18 protein-coding genes are annotated in these 18090 nt (G+C 29.3%); all 18 read left to right on the top strand.

The genetic code is table 11. The features are described from left to right. Positions 1 to 6: 6 nt before the first annotated feature. Entirely contained in the window at positions 7 to 2061 is a 2055-nt protein-coding gene (locus tag ACFIJ5_RS11815) for a chemotaxis protein CheW (RefSeq protein WP_379807256.1), read from the top strand. Positions 2062 to 2072: 11 nt separating this feature from the next. Continuing rightward, on the top strand, positions 2073 to 2672 hold the full coding sequence (locus ACFIJ5_RS11810) for a chemotaxis protein CheC (protein WP_379807254.1): 600 nt from the start codon (positions 2073 to 2075) through the stop codon (positions 2670 to 2672). Positions 2673 to 2689: 17 nt separating this feature from the next. Then, entirely contained in the window at positions 2690 to 3052 is a 363-nt protein-coding gene (locus ACFIJ5_RS11805) for a response regulator (protein ID WP_379807252.1), read from the top strand. A 10-nt stretch (positions 3053 to 3062) separates the two neighbouring features. After that, positions 3063 to 3464 (top strand): chemotaxis protein CheW, encoded by a 402-nt coding sequence (locus ACFIJ5_RS11800; protein WP_379807250.1) that lies wholly within the window; start codon positions 3063 to 3065, stop codon positions 3462 to 3464. A 33-nt stretch (positions 3465 to 3497) separates the two neighbouring features. Continuing rightward, positions 3498 to 4493: a flagellar motor switch protein FliM gene (gene fliM, locus ACFIJ5_RS11795; protein ID WP_379807248.1), complete on the top strand. Its 996-nt coding sequence runs from the start codon at positions 3498 to 3500 to the stop codon at positions 4491 to 4493. After that, positions 4486 to 5601 (top strand): flagellar motor switch phosphatase FliY, encoded by a 1116-nt coding sequence (gene fliY, locus ACFIJ5_RS11790; protein WP_379807246.1) that lies wholly within the window; start codon positions 4486 to 4488, stop codon positions 5599 to 5601. Before fliM ends, fliY begins: the two co-directional genes overlap by 8 nt. 125 nt (positions 5602 to 5726) lie before the next feature. Then, on the top strand, positions 5727 to 6005 hold the full coding sequence (gene flgM, locus ACFIJ5_RS11785) for a flagellar biosynthesis anti-sigma factor FlgM (protein ID WP_379807244.1): 279 nt from the start codon (positions 5727 to 5729) through the stop codon (positions 6003 to 6005). 2 nt (positions 6006 to 6007) lie between these two features. Continuing rightward, positions 6008 to 6421: a flagellar protein FlgN gene (locus ACFIJ5_RS11780; RefSeq protein WP_379807242.1), complete on the top strand. Its 414-nt coding sequence runs from the start codon at positions 6008 to 6010 to the stop codon at positions 6419 to 6421. A 20-nt stretch (positions 6422 to 6441) separates the two neighbouring features. Then, positions 6442 to 8340, top strand: coding sequence for a flagellar hook-associated protein FlgK (flgK, locus tag ACFIJ5_RS11775; protein WP_379807240.1), 1899 nt, complete (start codon positions 6442 to 6444; stop codon positions 8338 to 8340). Between the two features lie 22 nt (positions 8341 to 8362). Then, complete coding sequence (gene flgL, locus ACFIJ5_RS11770; protein ID WP_379807238.1) at positions 8363 to 9712, top strand: flagellar hook-associated protein FlgL; 1350 nt, start codon at positions 8363 to 8365, stop codon at positions 9710 to 9712. A 23-nt stretch (positions 9713 to 9735) separates the two neighbouring features. Then, positions 9736 to 10170: a flagellar assembly protein FliW gene (gene fliW, locus ACFIJ5_RS11765; RefSeq protein ID WP_379807236.1), complete on the top strand. Its 435-nt coding sequence runs from the start codon at positions 9736 to 9738 to the stop codon at positions 10168 to 10170. After that, entirely contained in the window at positions 10170 to 10385 is a 216-nt protein-coding gene (csrA, locus tag ACFIJ5_RS11760; protein WP_379807234.1) for a carbon storage regulator CsrA, read from the top strand. The genes fliW and csrA overlap by 1 nt, the downstream gene beginning before the upstream one ends. A 293-nt stretch (positions 10386 to 10678) precedes the next feature. Beyond that, complete coding sequence (locus ACFIJ5_RS11755; protein WP_379807232.1) at positions 10679 to 11026, top strand: flagellar protein FlaG; 348 nt, start codon at positions 10679 to 10681, stop codon at positions 11024 to 11026. Between the two features lie 887 nt (positions 11027 to 11913). Beyond that, positions 11914 to 12216: a hypothetical protein gene (locus ACFIJ5_RS11750; protein WP_379807230.1), complete on the top strand. Its 303-nt coding sequence runs from the start codon at positions 11914 to 11916 to the stop codon at positions 12214 to 12216. Positions 12217 to 12228: 12 nt separating this feature from the next. Then, positions 12229 to 12621, top strand: coding sequence for a flagellar export chaperone FliS (gene fliS, locus ACFIJ5_RS11745; RefSeq protein ID WP_379807228.1), 393 nt, complete (start codon positions 12229 to 12231; stop codon positions 12619 to 12621). 739 nt (positions 12622 to 13360) lie between these two features. Continuing rightward, positions 13361 to 15307, top strand: a complete 1947-nt coding sequence (gene fliD / locus ACFIJ5_RS11740) for a flagellar filament capping protein FliD (protein ID WP_379807226.1) — start codon at positions 13361 to 13363, stop codon at positions 15305 to 15307. A 152-nt stretch (positions 15308 to 15459) separates the two neighbouring features. Further along, positions 15460 to 15804 carry a flagellar protein FliT gene (locus ACFIJ5_RS11735; protein WP_404660512.1) on the top strand — a complete coding sequence of 115 codons (345 nt, stop codon included), beginning with the start codon at positions 15460 to 15462 and terminating at the stop codon, positions 15802 to 15804. Between the two features lie 384 nt (positions 15805 to 16188). After that, positions 16189 to 17880 carry a flagellin N-terminal helical domain-containing protein gene (locus tag ACFIJ5_RS11730; RefSeq protein WP_379807222.1) on the top strand — a complete coding sequence of 564 codons (1692 nt, stop codon included), beginning with the start codon at positions 16189 to 16191 and terminating at the stop codon, positions 17878 to 17880. Positions 17881 to 18090 lie beyond the last annotated feature (210 nt).

Here is an 18090-nt window from a genome sequence, read left to right as displayed (position 1 = left end):
AAGATAATGGATACTTCTCAATATATGTCAATGTTTTTAGAAGAATCAATGGATAATCTTCAAATTCTAAATGATTCATTATTGGAATTAGAACAGAATCCAGAAGATGTTGATAAACTAAATGAAATATTTAGGGTAGCTCACACATTAAAGGGTATGGCTGCAACAATGGGTTTTTCAAAGATTGCCGAATTAACTCATAAGATGGAAGATGTACTAACAGAGTTTAGAGACGGAGAATTAAAAGTAACACAAAAAGTAGTTACAATACTCTTTAAGTGTCTAGACACGTTAGAACAAATGATTAACAATATAGCAGAAGAAACTGAAGAAGATACTCCAATTGATGAAATAATGGAGGATTTAGAAAATTTAACAGATGGAAATGTAGAGGAAGAAGAAGAGGAAAAAGAAGAAGAACCTCTTCCTGTTCAAAACCAAAATCTTGAAGTACAAGAAATTCAATTAAATGAGTATGATATTAATGTAATAAAACAAGCTAAAGATAGAAACTTCAATGCTTTTAAGATACATGTATTTTTAAATGAAAATACATTATTGAAATCAGCTAGAGCATTTTTAATATTTAAAGATTTGGAAGATTGGGGAGAGATTATTAAATCTATACCTGCTACAGAAGATATTGAAAATGAAAATTTTGATTTAACAATAAGTCTTGTTTATCTAACTGAAAAGAGTAAAGATGAAGTATATAATGTTGTAATGAACATTTCAGAAGTAGATAAAGTTATAGTAGATGAAGTTAAATTTGATACAAATGAAAAAAATAATATGAATTCAGATGATAAAACAAATACTAAAGCTGAAGAGAAAGATAAAAATACAGAAAAAGATAAAGTTGAAAAACAACCAAAGAAAAAGAATGTAACTAAAAGAAAAAAATCTTCTAGTGAATCAGGTAATCATCATAAAAAAGCGCATCAATCAGTAAGAGTAGACTTAGAAAGATTAGATAAATTTATGAATATGGTTTCAGAACTTGTAATTCATAGAACAAGATTAGAACAAATAAGTCAAAATCATAAATTATTAGAACTTAATGAAACTCTTGAACAAATAGCAAGAACAACGTCTGATCTTCAAGATTTAGTTATGAAGATAAGAATGCTTCCTTTAGAGGTTGTATTTAATAGGTTCCCTAGAATGATAAGAGATTTATCTGTTGAACTTGGAAAAGATATGGAACTTATTATAAAAGGACAAGAGACAGAATTAGATAGGACTGTAATTGATGAAATAGGTGAGCCACTTATTCACTTACTTAGGAATGCAGCAGATCATGGAGTAGAATCTACAGAAAAAAGAATTAAAAAAGGTAAAGACCCAGTTGGTAAAATAAAACTTATAGCATATCAAGAAGGAACAAAAGCTGTAATAAAAGTATCAGATGATGGAGGAGGAATAGATCCTCAAGTCATCAAAGAAAAAGCAGAAAGTCTTGGAATAAAAACTGAAGGAATGAATGATTCAGATTTAAGAAACTTAATATTTGAACAAGGATTTAGTACAAATAAAGAAGTTACAGATGTTTCAGGAAGAGGAGTAGGAATGGATGTTGTTAAAACAAAGATTACTACTCTTGGAGGAACAGTAGATTTAGTTAGTGAGATTGACAAAGGTACTTCTTTTATTATAAGATTACCATTGACACTGCAAATTATTCAAGCGCTACTTGTAAAAGTTGGTACCGAAACTATGGCAATTTCACTTGGATATATTGATAGAGTAATTGATTATGAAGAAAAATTAATAAAGAAAACAAATAATAAAGAAGTTATTTTATATGGAGATACTGTAATTCCATTGATTAGAGCAAATGAAAAACTTGGAATAGAAACTGATGAAGATAGTAAGAAATATATTATCATAGTTAGAGTTGGTGAAAAAACAGTTGGACTATTGGTAGACTCATTACTTGGACAACAGGAAATAGTAATAAAGCCATTAGGAAAAACTTTACAAGGACTAAAAGAGTATATTGGTGCTACAATCTTAGGAGGGCTTGTTACGCTAATTCTTGATGTTGCAGCTCTAGTATAAGGAGGAATACCATGAGCTATTTAGATCTAAATGATTTACAATTAGATGCGCTTAAGGAAGTTGCCAATATTGGAGCGGGAAATGCTGCAACCGCTTTGTCACAATTACTGTCTACAACAGTAAATATGACTGTTCCATCAATTAATGTAGTTTCTTTTGATGATATATTTACAGAAATAGGTGGAGAACAGGTAGTTATAGGAGTTTTAGTAAGGGTTCTTGGAGATACTCCTGGAAATATATTGTTTATATTTGAAAAGAAAGTTGCATTGGGTATTATAAGTAAACTTACTGGTGAAGATACTGAAGAAATAACTGAGCTTGGAAATTCTGTATTATGTGAAATAGGAAATATTGTATCTAGCGCATATATGAATTCTATAGCAAAGTTTACTAATTTAGTGATAATGCCTTCAGTACCTGCAGCTACTTATGATATGTTAGGTGCGATGCTTTCTACAACATTTATTGAATCAGGTCAGTTCGATGATTATGTTTTAGATATCGAAACTGCATTTTTACAAGATAATTTAAAAATAAATGGGCATTTTTATTATATACCTATGCCTGGATCATTAGAAAAAATATTAACTTCAATAGGAATAAAATAAGTGGAGGTAAGATAGAAATGAGTGCAAAAGTACTAATAGTTGATGACGCTGCTTTTATGAGAATGATGATAAAGGATATTTTAGAGAAAAACGGTTTTGAAGTTGTTGGAGAAGCCAACAATGGAATACAAGCTGTAGAACTTTACAAAAAATTTGAACCAGATATAGTTACTATGGATATTACAATGCCAGATATGGATGGTATTGAAGCAGTGAAAGCTATAAAACAAATTAATGCAAGTGCAAAAGTAATAATGTGTAGTGCAATGGGACAACAAACAATGGTTATGGATGCAATAAAAGCAGGTGCGAGAGATTTTATTGTTAAGCCGTTTCAAGCTGATAGAGTTTTAGAAGCTATAAAAAAAGTACTTGGCTAGGGGTGAGAATATGCAAGTTGTAATCTTCAGGCTAAATGATGAACAATTTGCAGTGGAAACTGCAAAAGTTCAAAATATAAGTGATATGATGAAAATAACAAAGGTTCCAAAAGCACCAAAATATATAAGAGGGTTAATAAACCTAAGGGGAAATATAATTTCATTATTGAATTTAAATTTACTTTTAGATATTGACAATACAAGTGAAAATCAAGAAAATATAATAATTATATCTATGGATGAAGAAGTAGTAGGAATAAGTGTAGATCAAGTAGATGAAGTGTTAGATGTTAATGAAAGTATGATTGAAGCTATTGGTGATTCAGATAGGAAAGCATATATAAAAGGTGTTATAAAGTTTAAAGATAGAATAGTAACTTTAGTAGATATAGACAAATTAATATTAAGTTAGTCAAATTAAACTAAATAGAAATGAGGTATTAATATGGCAGAAGTATTATCCCAAACCGAAATAGATGCCCTATTATCTGCCTTATCCTCCGGGGAATTGGAACCAGATCAGCTATCAAAAGATGAAGAGCATAAAGTAAAATTATATGATTTTAGAAGTCCACAAAAATTTTCCAAGGATCATATTAGAACACTTGAACTTATTCATGATAATTATTCTAGAATAATATCTAATTATTTATCTGCACAGTTGAGAACGAACATTAAGGTTAGAATAATGTCTGTACAGCAGATAACTTATGAAGAATTTATACACTCAGTTCCAAATCCAACTATATTAACAGTATTTAAGATGGCACCTTTAAGTGGTTCTATATTATTTGAAGCAAATCCTGAATTTGTTTTAAGAGTAATAGATATACTTTTAGGAGGAAATGGTACAAGGGAGGTTAAGGTTAGAGAATTCACTGATATTGATAAAAATATAATTAAAAAAGTCAATCAGGATTTAATATCTAACTTAAAGTTGGCATGGGAAGACATTTTACAAGTAGGAGAACCAGAAATAGAAAACTTAGAGACTAATCCTGCGTTAAATCAAACATTAGCTCCAAATGAAGCAGTAGCGTTAATAACATTTTCTGTAGAAATGGGAAATACAAGCTCATTTATTAATATTTGTATACCATATTTGAGTATTGAAAAATGTTTAGATAAGCTTGTTGTACAATATTGGTTTAAACAGGGTGATGAAGAATTAATACAAGAATCTAAGGATAAATTAAAACAAAGGTTAAATATTGTAGATGTAGATTTAAAAGCAGTTTTGGGAAGTACAAATCTAATAGTTGATGACTTCTTAAAATTATCGGTTGGAGATGTTATAACCTTAGATCAAAAAATAGATAAACCTATAAGATTAGATATTGGTAATGATTCTTACTATTATGCTAAAGTTGGAACAATAGGAAAGAACAAAGGGGTACAGGTAATAGATATTAAGGATAAGGATGTGGAAAATTATGAGTAACGATTTTCTTTCACAAGAAGAGATAGACTCTCTTTTAAAAGGGGGAGATGAATCTGTAGAAGAACAGGCACAAACATTTGAAGAAATTATATCTGAAAATGAGAGAGATTTGCTTGGCGAGATTGGTAATATTTCTATGGGTTCTGCTTCTACAGCACTTTCAACGATAATAAATCAACCAGTAAATATAACCACTCCTCAAGTTTCAGTTACAACATTAAAAATATTAAGAGATACTTTTGAAGTACCAAATATATCATTAGAGGTTGAATATACAAGTGGAATAATAGGAGAAAATCTACTTGTAATGAAGATAAATGATGCAGCAGTAGTTGCAAGTTTAATGATGGGTGGAGACGGAAAAATTGAGGCAGGTATAAAAGAATTATCAGAAATTGAAGAAAGTGCAGTTTCTGAAGCAATGAATCAAATGATAGGTTCTGCCGCTACTTCAATGGCAACAATGTTTGCAAGAGAAGTAAATATTTCACCACCTAAATCAAAAATATGGAATGACTTAACTTCTCCACTTGCAGAAGGAATAAGTGAAGATGAACCAATAGTAAGAGTATCATTTAAATTAAAGATTGGAGATTTAATTGACAGTCAAATAATGCAAATACTTCCTGTACAAACAGCTAAAAAAATAGTAAGTATAATGACTGGTAGTGATGAACCAGTACAACAAAAGGAAGATACTCCAAGTCAAGCTGTACATGAAAATGTGAGTAATGTGCAGCAGCCAGTAGTTGAAAAGAATATAGAAACTACTGTTCCACAGCCACAGGTAGAAGTTCAAAAGGCTAGTTTTGATGCATTACCAAATGTTGCAGTAAGTTCTGCACCAAAAAATATAGATTTAATTTTAGATGTACCTCTTCAAATATCAGTAGTCCTTGGAAAAACAAAGATGACTATTAAGGATATATTGAATCTTGGTACAGGTTCTTTGATAGAATTAGATAAACTTGCTGAGGAACCTGTGGAAATATTAGTTAACGGTAAAATAGTAGCCTATGGAGAAGTTGTAGTTGTTGACGAAAACTTCGGTGTTAGAATAACAAGTATAGTAAGTAGTGCTGATAGAGTTAAAAGTTTAGGAAGATAATAAAAAGTTAGGGAAATTTAATCCCTAACTTTTTATTATTAAATAAATTTAATATGTATGCTAAACTTTTGTACTGAAATACCGATAATGTAAGTAGAAAAATAATTCAAGGAGTGTATTGTAGTATGAAAATAAGTGGTGTAAGTACTAATAAAGTTATAAATTTATATAAAGCTAGAAATATAAGCAAAACACAATCAAAAAGTAAAGTTAATAGTAAAGACTCATTACAAATTTCAGAACTGGGAAAAAGCTTAAGTTCTTTTTCTATAGAGGATAACATAGTTCCAGATAATAAAACTGTAGAAAAGATTAAAACTCAAATAAGAAATGGTACTTACAAAGTAGACACAAAAGCATTATCACAAAAAATTATGGAAATGATTGAAGGAAAGGAAATTTAATCATGGATAAAAAATTAAATGATATAATTGTGCTACAAACTAAAAATTTACAAAATTTATTAGAAATGTTAGAAAAACAGCATGACAATATAGTAAAAGAAGATGCATTTAAAATGGAAAAAATAGTAGATGAGATAAAAGAATGCAATATTGAAATTGCTAAAGTAGAGATGCTGAGAAAAGAGTTAACTAAAGATAAAGCAATTAGTGATATAATACTTCAAAGTAATAATGATGAGTTAGAAGAGAATTATAGAAAAATAAGAAAAATAGTTAATGAAGTTATTTTGCAAAAAGAAACAAATGAACTTTTAATAAAACAAGGGATTGGATATACAAATAAAATGCTTCAAGTTTTAAGTCCATCTAGGAGATCAGCAAAAACTTATGGAGCAACAGGAAAATTAAGAAGATAAAACAATTAGAGGTGATATAAGTGTCAGGATTATTTGCTACTTTTAATGTAGCTAAAAGAGGACTTTTTGCACAACAAAAATGTATAGATGTAACATCACATAATATAGCAAATGCAAACACAGAAGGATATTCAAGACAAAGAGCATTATTAGAGACTACAAGACCATTCCAAATGCCTTCTATGAATAACGCTATGGGACCAGGACAACTTGGAACAGGAGCCCAAGTATCTATAATACAAAGAGTAAGAGATGAATTTTTAGACTTTCAAGTTAGAAATGAATCAAGTACTATGGGCATGTATCAAGCAAGAGATAAAATGTTGAGTGATGTAGAAGCAGTATTTAATGAACCTTCAGATGAGGGACTATCTAATATTGTTGGTAAGTTTTTTGATGCATGGCAGCAGCTATCAACTCAAGCTGAAACATCAACAGCAAGAACAAAGGTAGCTCAGCAGTCAAAAACACTTACAAATGAATTAAATCATATTTATAATCAACTTCAAAAAACGAGAAGTAATACTCAACTTATTATTAAGGATACAGTTTTTCAAATAAATAATATGTTAAGTCAGATAGACCAATTAAATCAACAAATAATGAATGTTAAAGTATCAGGTCAAGAGCCAAATGACTTAATGGATAAAAGAGACTTACTATTTGATAAAATAAGTAAAGAATTTAATATTGATTTAAAAAAGAAAAACTTTGATGCTTATGATTTGTCTCCAGATAATATTGAAAATGTACCTGATGGTGGAGAAAAACTTTTAGTAAGAAAAGAACCAAATTATGCAGTAAGTAGATTTTCTTATGTAAATGGTATAGAACCACCAAGGGGAGAAATAGATGATAGTACAAATACTATAACAATACATTATCTTAAAAATGGAGATAGTAATGCACCAGGAAAAACTATAAAAATTGATGTAAATGGACTTAGTAAAGCGGAGAAACAACAAGTTTACAGACATGTTGATGAGTGTAGAGTAGTATGGGCAAGAGAAGATGGAACTGCTTACTCTGATAATAAAACTATACAAATCAAAGGTACATCTAATACAGATTTTAATGGTTTAGATAAACAGTTAGGTTTATTCAATCCATCATCAGGTTCATTAAGAGGTTATATGTCGGTTCAAGAAGATGTAGATAAGTATGAAGACCATGTGAATAAGCTTGCAAAAGCAATGGCTTTTGCTGTTAATGCAGTTCATAGTGGAATTTCAGATGCTGTAAATAATCCATCAACACCACCAGAGCCAGATAAAGATTATATGCCTTTCTTTGTAAATAGTGACAAAGCTAAATATGATTCAAATGGTAAAATAACTAATTTAGATGAAGTTTTAAGTGGAGAAACAGAAATTAATGCTGGAAATATAGCTATAAATGAGAATATACTAAAAGACGTTATGCAAATAAAAACAAGAATTCATGATGATAAATATGCTACTGCTACGGAAAATCATGAAGACGGAGAAACTGACGGAAAGAGAGCTTTGGCTATTGCAGGAATCAGAGATACACTATTTAAAATTCAAGATTTAAATATAAATGGTGAAACTACTAGAAAAGATTTTATAGATAAAATGACTGGTGGTCTTAAAGAAGACAATGATCTAGGAGGAGTAAAAACAATACATTCTGATATTAATGGAATGACAATTGATAATTACTTCAAGGATACAGTAGATACAATTGGTATACAAGAAGATGAAGCAAGAAGAATAGTAAAAAATCAAGAAAAACTTTTAGGAAACTTTGAGGAACGTAGAGCTTCAGTATCAGGAGTATCACTAGATGAAGAAATGGCAAATTTAATACAATTTCAACATGCATACGGAGCAAATGCTAAAATAATATCTACAGTTGATGAACTATTAGATGTTGTTGTAAATGGATTAAAGCGTTAATTTTAAATAGAGGTGATATAAAATGAGAGTAACAAACAGAATGTTATCAAATCAGTTTCTTAACGATATGAGATTAAATCTTACAAATATGAAGAAACTACAGGAACAATTAACATCAGGTAAAGAATTTAGAAGACCTTCGGATGATCCCTTCAATGTAGTAAGGGCGATGCAGCTTCATACAGAAATAAATACAAACAAACAATATAATTCTAATATAAAAGATACTATAAATTGGTTAGATGTTACTGATACAGCATTAGGACAAGCTGGAGATGTACTTAAAAGAATAGATGAATTATTAATATCTGCAGGAAATGCTGGATATAGTGAAAATGAGAGAAGTGCCGTTAAAGATGAGATAAACGAAAAAATAGGAGAATTTTCTCAAATACTTAATACTAGCTTTGATGGTAAGTACGTTTTTGGTGGAACAAGAGGAACAACTAAACCTGTAGATGTAGAAGGTGGAATAAAATACAAAAATGCTGAGCCAGTTAAAATTGATATAGATAAATTAAATGAGGCAATAACTAATAAGAAAACAGGGGATACCATAGGTTTTAAGTTAAACTATGACACTACCAATAATGTTCAAATTACTTTAAGTAAAAAATCTTATACTGATGCAGCAGAGTTATCTAAAGATATAAATTCACAATTAGATGGCAGCAGTTTAAAGGGAAAATTAAGAGTTGCTTCAGTATATAATGGTAAAGAACAATCAATAAGGTTTATATCTGAGAATGATTCAGAAATTAATATAACTGATTGTGATTTAGGTACGGATAATGATACTGTTTGGAAAGGTAAAACAATTGAAAAGACAGTTGTAGAAGGTGGAGACACTAATACAAGAATTATGTATTATAAAAAAGGCGGCGGAGAACTAAGTCCTTCTGACCCTCAATATGATATGATAAATCAAAAATTAACAGTAGAAATTTCTCAAGGTGTTAAAATGGACTATAATGTAAATGCAAGAGAAGTTTTAGAATTCAATGGAAAAGACATGAGAGATATGTTCAAAAACATTGTTAATCATTTAGATGGTAAAGATGATAATGGTGAAAATGTAGATGTAGATGCTGTTAAAAAATTAGTAAATGAAGATTTACAAAATATTAAAGATGCAATGAATAACGTACTTAAACTTCGTTCAGAAGTTGGTGCAAAGCAGAATAGAATGGATAGTGCTAAATCTAAAAATGAAGATCAAAACTTTAATATGACTGAAATATTATCAAATACAGAAGATATTAATGTAACAGAAAAAACTATGGAATTTGCAGTAATGCAAACAGTATATATAGCATCACTTCAAACAAGTGCTAAAGTACTTCAACCAACACTTATGGATTACATAAGATAAATTATTTAAAAAGGTGGGTAATGATGAAAAGTATAAATACTAAATATCACGGAGTGAGACAGTACGAAGATAGTGACGTAATAACTTTTCAAAAAGGAATTCCTGGTTTTCCTGAACTAAAGAAATTTATAATATTTCCAGTAGAAGAAAACGAAGTTTTTAAAATAATGCAGTCTATAGAGGACAAAGACATAGGACTTACATTAATTTCACCATTTTTAGTAAAAAAGGATTACGAATTTAAACTTGAGGATAATACTATTAAAAACTTAGAAGTACAAAAACCTGAAGATGTGTTGGTTTTTACTACGGTTACAATAAGTTCAAAAGTTGAAGATATAACTACTAACTTAATCGCACCTATAATTATTAATATAAAAGGAAAAATAGGGGAACAAATAATATTAAATAGTGAAAAATACTCAGTAAAATATCCTTTATTTAAGGAGGAAGTTTAATGTTAGTAGTTAAAAGAAAAAAGGGTGAAGCTATATTAATAGGGGATAATATAGAAATAAATATAGTAGATATGGAAAATAATTCGGTAAAAATAGCAATAGATGCACCAAGAAGTATAAGAATTCTTAGAAAAGAGCTTTTAAAAGAAGTGGAAAATGAAAATAAACAAGCAATTACATTTAATAAAGACATACTCAATAAATTGAAAAAGTAACATTTATATAAATATTAAGGGTGTAAGCTAGAATCAGCCTGTGAGGTAAATATCTATATAGTGTTAGGAATCGTGTCACTTCAGTAACAAGTTCTAAGTCTTACTCATATTCAAAAGGAGATTTTCAGAAAAATATTCCAAAGGAATTAGTTATCAGAAAATAACTCTTTTGAAATTCGTAAGACTAAGAACTTGTAGACTTCGTTCCAATGATATCCTTACACACTATATAGATATTTACCACAGGCAGAGAGTTGCAAGCCAGTATAATAAATATGGGGGTGTGGTATTCAATGGGATTGAATAATGTTATACAAAAACAGGGGTTTGAGAATTATAATAATGAATTAACAGTGGGCACTGAGAAGAATAGAAATGTTTATAATAACTCAGATTCTGTATATCTAAAGCAGGTAAGCGAAAAAGATGTAAGAGATGTAGTTGATGGTATAAATAAGTTAATTAAGGATACTGCAACTCATATTGAATATGAAAAGCATGATAAGTTTAACGAGTATATTATAAAGATAGTTGATAATGAAACGAAGGAAGTTGTAAAGGAGATACCACCTAAGAAGATTCTTGACATGGTAGCAAAAATGTGTGAAATGATAGGAATTCTTGTAGACGAAAAGGCTTAGGGCTACAAGCTGAAACCTTGCCTGTGGCGTAAATATCTATATAGTATTAGGAATCGTGTCACTTCAGTAACAAGTTCTAAGTCTTACTCATATTCAAAAGGAGATTTTCTGAGAAATATTCCAAAGGAATTGATTATCAGAAAATAACTCTTTTGAAATTCGTAAGACTAAGAACTTGTAGACTTCGTTCCAATGATTTCCTATACACTATATAGATATTTACCACAGGCAGAGAGTTACAAGTCAGTGAATAAAAGGGTAATAAATGATATAGTACTAAAAAACTCAAACTCGCTATACTCAAACAATGAGTTTTTCTTAACGCAAAGTTAAATTTTTAGAACAAGAATTACTAATGCTCGTTCAAACGGTTTTTACGTAAAATATCATTTATCTTCGCTAGGTGTAGCTTGTGACATACTATATATAGTGAATAGAATTGAGTTACGGAAGTAACAAGTTCTAAGTCTTTATCAGTGGACAAGTGACAAGTGACAAGTGACAAGTTAAGGATGTTTTTCTTACAGAAAAACTTTTATTTAAATATAGTGATAAGATTTTAAATGAATTTTACATTCACTAATAAAGGTTTTATGCGATAGCATGTGCTTGATAAGATTATAATTTAAATGTAAGTTAGAAATTTAAGATGAATATTTATATATGTGCGTTAGCACGTTGATATATCATAAATTCTAAGAAAATTTGCATGATGTTATACTTTGATCTTTTGGTAAATTGATATTTACATCAGTTGATGAGTGTAAAGATAAAGGAAATTTTACCTTTAAGCAAAATAATTAATTGAAAGCTTTCTGAATCAGCAGAAAGGTGCCCATAACTGTCAACTGTTAACTGTAAACTATCAACTGATAAGGGGTGGTTATATGGAGTATAAATTAAATAAAATTGACGTAGAACTTAGACAAAGAGTTAAAGATACTACAAAATCTGGTGTGGTTCATAGAAAAGATAAAATAAAAATTAATCAAGACAAAAATAAGGATAGTTCATCAAATAGAAGTTTTGAAGATAATTTAAAAAAAGCTAAGAAAGATAAGAAGAATAAAGAAAAATTTGAGGTAGAAGCTTACAAAGCTGAAAATATAGATGTTAAAGGATTTAAAGAGGAAATTGAATGTGATTGTAATGTTAGATCAAGAGGAACGTTTTTAGATGTAAAAAAGTAGGAGGTATAACCTATGTATGGTAGTCAAGCAAAAGCGTATAATGTTTATAAAAATAATAGTATAAATTTTGCATCAAAAGAACAGCTTTTACTTATGTTAGTAGATGGAGCTGTTAAGTTTTCAAAGATAGGCAGACAAGCTATTGTGGATAAGAATATTCCAAAGTCTCATGAGAACATTGTAAAAACTCAAGATATTTTTTATGAGTTGATGGCTACTTTAGACGTGAATAAAGGTGGAGAATGGGCAAAGCAGCTTATGTCAATATATGAGTTTATTGTAAGAACGTTAGCTGATGCGAACATTAAGAAGGATGTAAAAATCATGGATGAGGCAATATCATTAATAGAGCAAGTAAAAGATACATGGCACGAAGCGTATAAGGTTTCCAAGCAAAATGGATAGAAAATGGGCACAAGCTTCGAAGCTTAAGCTCTGATAAATGATATTTTGCTACAAAACCTTTAACTGCATAAAGTAATTCTAAGCTCTAAAAATTTAACATTGCTAAAAAACTCAAACTCGCTATACTCAAACAATGAGTTTTTCTTAACGCAAAATTAAATTGAAACTTAGCTTCAAATGAAATCTTTACTTCATTTGAAGGTTAGTTGAAATTATCCAGGAGTTTAGTGTCTCTTAACTAACTCTTATAGAAAAAGAGTTAGTTTTAGAGAAACTTAACTATCGGATAAATTTTTAGAGCAAGAATTACTAATTATTTGTTAAAATGGTTTTTACGCAAAATATCATTTATCTCCGCTAAGTGTAGCTTGTAAACTAAAGGAACAAAATTGAAGAACTATAAAGTCTAAGTCTTACTCATATTCAAAAGAGATATCTTACAAATATTCCAAAGGAATTAATTATCAGAAAATAACTCTTTTGAAATTCGTAAGACTAAGAACAGGAACTTTTTATTAAAAAGATAATAAATAATTAATAATGTATAATTAACAATTAAAGAAATTTTGCCTTATGGAAAAATAAATAATAAATATATAATCTAAGATTTTTACTAAAGTAAAAATCAACATTAATTATTCATTATTAATTTTTAATTATTAATTGTCATTAAAAGTATCAACTGTCAACTTTTAATTGAATCAGTTTTTATGATTTAAAAAAGAAGGAGGAATATGACATGGGAGAAGCAGGCGGCATAAGTACTAGTAATGTAATGAGATTTACAGGACTTGCAACTGGTATGGATACAGACGCAATGGTAAAAAAAATGATGGCAGCGGAAAATATAAAAGTAGAAAAACAAAAACAAGCTAAGCAAATGCTTGAATGGAAGCAGGAAGCTTATGTAGGTATAATTAAAGATACAAAGGCATTTAACAGTGAATTTTTAGATATATTATCAGATGCAGATACAAACATGATGAAAAGTTCAGGTTATTCAACTTCTAAAATTACAAGTTCAAATGAAAATATAGCATCAGCAACTGCATGTGCAGGTGCAGCTAATGGTACATACAAAATAAAAGTTGGACAAATAGCAGAGAATGCTAAAGTACAAAGCAACGATTTGAATTCTATAATTCCTAATAATATTATAACTGATAAAATTACAACTGGTAATGCAACAGAATGGAATGATAAAAAATTAAAATTTGAATTAAGTGATGGTACAACAAAAGAAATTACTATATCAGGTATAAATGATACAGATACGGTTTCAGATATTGGAAGTAAAATACAAGGTATTATTAACTCAGATGTAGATTTAGCTAAAGAGATTACAGTTTCAGATACAGCTGATGGAAGATTAAAATTTGAAGCTTTAAGTTCTGATAAAGTAACTATTCAAGATTCTGGAAACATGCCTCCGCAATTAGCTAATTTAAAAGATAAATCTATTCTAAGCCTTAGTACAAATACTAAATTATCAAATTTAGGAATAACTGCAAATTCAGAAATAAAGATTACAGCAAATGGAAAAGAATTCAATGTAAAAATTGGTGCAGATGATACGTTAAATAATTTTATGAATAACATTAGTGGGGCTAAAATAACTGAAGATAAAAAAACTGACTCTTTAGGTAATTATGTTACTGTACATTATAGTGAACTTACAAAAAAATTAACTATAGAAACGCGTGAAACAGGAGAAAGGGCTTCATTAAAAATTGAAGATGTGACAGGAAATATAGCATCTACTCTTGGAATTAATAAAGAAGATCAAGGTCAAAATGCTAAGGTACAAATAACTCCTCCAGGTGAGGCAACACCTGTAACTGTAGAAAAATCATCTAATGCTTTTACAATAGATAATATACAGTATGATTTAAGAGATAAACAGGCAGATGTATTAAATTCTGATGGAACATTTAAAGACACAACAGAAGCAATAACACTAAATGTAACATCTGATACATCAAAAACAGTAGATAAAATAAAGAAATTTGTAGAAAAATATAATGAGCTTATAGATAAAGTTAATAAAAAGATTTCAGAGAAAAAGAATTATAAGTATAAGCCACTTACAGCTGAACAAAAAAAGGGTATGGAAAAAGATGAAATTAAAAAGTGGGATGAGAAGGTTAAGCAAGGAATACTTAGAAATGATAACTATTTAGATGGAATGGTTTCAAGAATGAGAAGTGCCTTTTATGATTCAGTTGAAGACTCAGGTATTAGTTTAACAGAAATGGGACTATCTACATCAAGAATTTATTCAAAAAAAGGAAAAATCGAAATAGATGAAGAAAAGTTAAAGAAAGCTTTAGAGACACGTGGTGATCAAATAGTAGATTTATTTACTAAGACTTCTAGTGCTTCAGATAAAACTACAAGATATAAAGAAGAAGGAGTATTATCAAGACTTAAAGATATAATTAATGATTATACAGGTTCTGAGGGTTCATTAATTAAAAAAGCTGGTTATACAGATACAAGATGGGTAACTAGTAATGATTTGAGTAAGAGTATAAAAAAATATGAGAAGACAATAAAAGATATGGACAAGAAGTTGTATAGGAAGCAAGAACATTATTATCAAATGTTTGCAAAACTCGAAACTTATATGAACAATATGAATGCTCAATCAAATTGGTTGTATTCACAACTTGGAATGGGACAATAGAATATAAGAGTATAAAGTATAAAGAGAAAAGTACAAATAAGGAAGATTTTCAAAAGTTTGTTTTTGAAAATTTATAAATTATAAATTTTTCTGAAAGAAAAACATCTTTATCTGTTCTTTAATCTTTAATCTTTTTACTTTGTTTTAAGGATGTGATTAATATACTAGAAGATAAATTAAAAGAGTATAAGCAGTTAACACAAAAAATGATAGAAGAAGCTAGCAATGAAAAAATAGATAATATAGGTGACTTGTTAGAAAAGAGACAGGAAATTATAAATTCTATAAATGAATTGAATTATAGTAAAGAAGAGTTTAAAAAAGTTGCATCAGACTTAGATATTGTGAATTTAGAAAATGAGTTAAGGGGTATATTAGAAAATAAAAAAATGGAATGCAAGAGAGAAATTGATAAAGTTAAAAAGAAAAAGACAGCTCATCAAGTGTACAATAGTGCCTTTACGAAAAATTCTTATTTTATAAAGCAGAAGATTTAATTAAAAGTATGTAAAACTGAAATTTTAATTAAAAGTGGATAGAAAATGAATGGATATTTTTTTATAGAAAAATATCCATTTCCTATATTCAAAACTTTATTTTTGCTTTATATTAAATTTTATTTAAAAAAGTATAAAGTTATAGAATAAAATGTCGATAATAAAAATAATGAGACGTAAAATAATAAAAAAAGGAAAAATAATAAAAAAAATAATAAAAAAGTGTAAAGTTATATTAAATATTGTCGATAACTAAAATGTAAAACTTAATAAAACTTAAAACTTATGATAATTAAAATTAAATTAAGCTATTAGAAGTTATTTAACTTTTAATATATATAAAAATGGGCATGGAAGCCCAGTAAAATCAGGGAGGAATTTATCATGATAATCAATCACAATATGAACGCTATGAATGCTCACAGAAAAATGATGGGTAATGTAGCAAAATCAGGAAAATCTATGGAGAAATTATCTTCAGGTTTAAGAATAAACAGAGCTGGAGATGACGCAGCAGGTCTTGCAATTTCAGAAAAAATGAGAGGACAAATCAGAGGATTAGATCAAGCATCAAGAAACTCACAAGATGCTATATCTCTTGTTCAAACAGCAGAAGGTGCTTTAAATGAAACTCACTCAATTCTTCAAAGAATGAGAGAACTTGGAGTACAAGCTTCAAATGATACTAACAATAATTCAGACAGAGGACAAATCCAAAAAGAAATCAATCAGTTAACATCAGAAATAAACAGAATAGGTAATACTACTGAATTCAATACTATGAAACTTTTAGATGGTAGTCATAGTGATCAAAAAGTTGTTAACACAGTAAAATCAGCAACAGCTAAAGTTTATGGAAATATGTCAAGTGCTCCAGCAGCTACTTGGGATGCAGGTGGTTATAAATTTGATATAACTTCTGATGGAACTACAGGTGGAGTTAAATTTGCAGGTACAGATAATGCATCAGGTTTAGACTGGACAAAAGCAGCAAATGGTGATGGAAAGAATACATTAACTATAAAAGCAGATAAAGCTAATGGAACTTTTACTGTTGATGGAACTTTTGAAGATAGTACTGGAGTTAAATTAACAATAGACTCTGAGCAAATGACATTAAATGCAGCTGGAGATGCTTATGTATATGATAACCACGGAATTTCATTCCAAGTATCAAAAGCAGATTTTGATAAATCAGTTGATGGAAAAGGTGTTGCATTAAACATAACAAAAGATGCTACTGCAGCTGTAGACTTAACTGCTAAGAATGTTGCAACTAAAAATGATTGGACAACAAATGATTCAGATGCTACTAAAGCTTCTACAATTGAAGGATTTGAAATCACAAACTCTGATCAAAAACCAGAAGGACTTGCATCAGTTAAAGTTCAATTAGATAAAGCTAGCAAAACACTTACAGTAACTTTAAGTGATAAAGATGGCACTCAATTAATAAAAGAAGATATGGTATTAGGTGCTGATGTAAATAGTAAAACTATTAATTATGATAATAATGGAGTTAAATTTACATTCAAAACTAGTACTGCTGCAGAAAATTCAGAAATTACAATTAAATTAGATCAAGCAGATGTAAATAAAACTGAAGATAGTTCTTTAACATTCCAAGTTGGTGCTAATGAACATCAATCAATGTCTTTAGGATTAACAGATATGAGATCAGAAGCTCTTGGAATTTCTTCTAAAAACGGTGGAGATGCTTTTGCAGGTGCTAAAGGTGTAACTAATGGAACAGATAATACTATGGCAGAATCTGCTGTTGATGTTTCTTCAGCTAGTGCAGCTTCAAAATCTGTAACAACTATCCAAACTGCAATAGATAAAGTTTCTGACGAAAGATCAAAACTTGGTGCTATCCAAAACAGATTAGAGCATACAATAAACAACTTAGGAACTTCATCAGAAAACTTACAAGCAGCAGAATCAAGAATTAGAGACGTTGATATGGCTAAAGAAATGATGTCATTCAGCAAAAACAATATTCTTCAACAAGCTGCTCAAGCAATGCTTGCACAAGCTAACCAACAACCACAAGGAGTTCTTCAGTTATTAAGATAAGCAGTGAACCAATTTTATTCTTTTTATAAAATTGTGTGAATCGCTTACTCGGCTGAAGATATGAAGCCGAGTTTCCTTAAAAGAATAAATTAAATCTATGATTTAGTTAGTGGAACTTACCCAGCGACCAACGGGAGTCGGGTTTCCTTAAACTGAACCAATTTTAGTACTTTTCTAAAATTGTGTGAATCGCTTACTCGGCTGAAGATA

This window comes from Haloimpatiens myeolchijeotgali, from assembly GCF_042688525.2.
In the GTDB taxonomy this organism is placed as follows: Bacteria; Bacillota; Clostridia; order Clostridiales; family Clostridiaceae; genus Haloimpatiens.
Note: the sequence above shows the minus strand (reverse complement) of the source record. Positions and strands in the feature narration are given on the sequence as shown.

What these genes read in the sequence shown, in the direction of transcription:
- ACFIJ5_RS11805 (WP_379807252.1), top strand. Translation starts at nt 2,690, where the DNA reads ATGAGTGCAAAAGTACTAATAGTTGATGACGCTGCTTTTATGAGAATG.
- fliS (WP_379807228.1), top strand. Translation starts at nt 12,229, where the DNA reads ATGTATGGTAGTCAAGCAAAAGCGTATAATGTTTATAAAAATAATAGT.
- ACFIJ5_RS11800 (WP_379807250.1), top strand. Translation starts at nt 3,063, where the DNA reads ATGCAAGTTGTAATCTTCAGGCTAAATGATGAACAATTTGCAGTGGAA.
- ACFIJ5_RS11730 (WP_379807222.1), top strand. Translation starts at nt 16,189, where the DNA reads ATGATAATCAATCACAATATGAACGCTATGAATGCTCACAGAAAAATG.
- fliD (WP_379807226.1), top strand. Translation starts at nt 13,361, where the DNA reads ATGGGAGAAGCAGGCGGCATAAGTACTAGTAATGTAATGAGATTTACA.
- flgM (WP_379807244.1), top strand. Translation starts at nt 5,727, where the DNA reads ATGAAAATAAGTGGTGTAAGTACTAATAAAGTTATAAATTTATATAAA.
- flgL (WP_379807238.1), top strand. Translation starts at nt 8,363, where the DNA reads ATGAGAGTAACAAACAGAATGTTATCAAATCAGTTTCTTAACGATATG.
- fliM (WP_379807248.1), top strand. Translation starts at nt 3,498, where the DNA reads ATGGCAGAAGTATTATCCCAAACCGAAATAGATGCCCTATTATCTGCC.
- fliW (WP_379807236.1), top strand. Translation starts at nt 9,736, where the DNA reads ATGAAAAGTATAAATACTAAATATCACGGAGTGAGACAGTACGAAGAT.
- ACFIJ5_RS11810 (WP_379807254.1), top strand. Translation starts at nt 2,073, where the DNA reads ATGAGCTATTTAGATCTAAATGATTTACAATTAGATGCGCTTAAGGAA.
- csrA (WP_379807234.1), top strand. Translation starts at nt 10,170, where the DNA reads ATGTTAGTAGTTAAAAGAAAAAAGGGTGAAGCTATATTAATAGGGGAT.
- ACFIJ5_RS11780 (WP_379807242.1), top strand. Translation starts at nt 6,008, where the DNA reads ATGGATAAAAAATTAAATGATATAATTGTGCTACAAACTAAAAATTTA.
- ACFIJ5_RS11750 (WP_379807230.1), top strand. Translation starts at nt 11,914, where the DNA reads ATGGAGTATAAATTAAATAAAATTGACGTAGAACTTAGACAAAGAGTT.
- ACFIJ5_RS11815 (WP_379807256.1), top strand. Translation starts at nt 7, where the DNA reads ATGGATACTTCTCAATATATGTCAATGTTTTTAGAAGAATCAATGGAT.
- ACFIJ5_RS11755 (WP_379807232.1), top strand. Translation starts at nt 10,679, where the DNA reads ATGGGATTGAATAATGTTATACAAAAACAGGGGTTTGAGAATTATAAT.
- fliY (WP_379807246.1), top strand. Translation starts at nt 4,486, where the DNA reads ATGAGTAACGATTTTCTTTCACAAGAAGAGATAGACTCTCTTTTAAAA.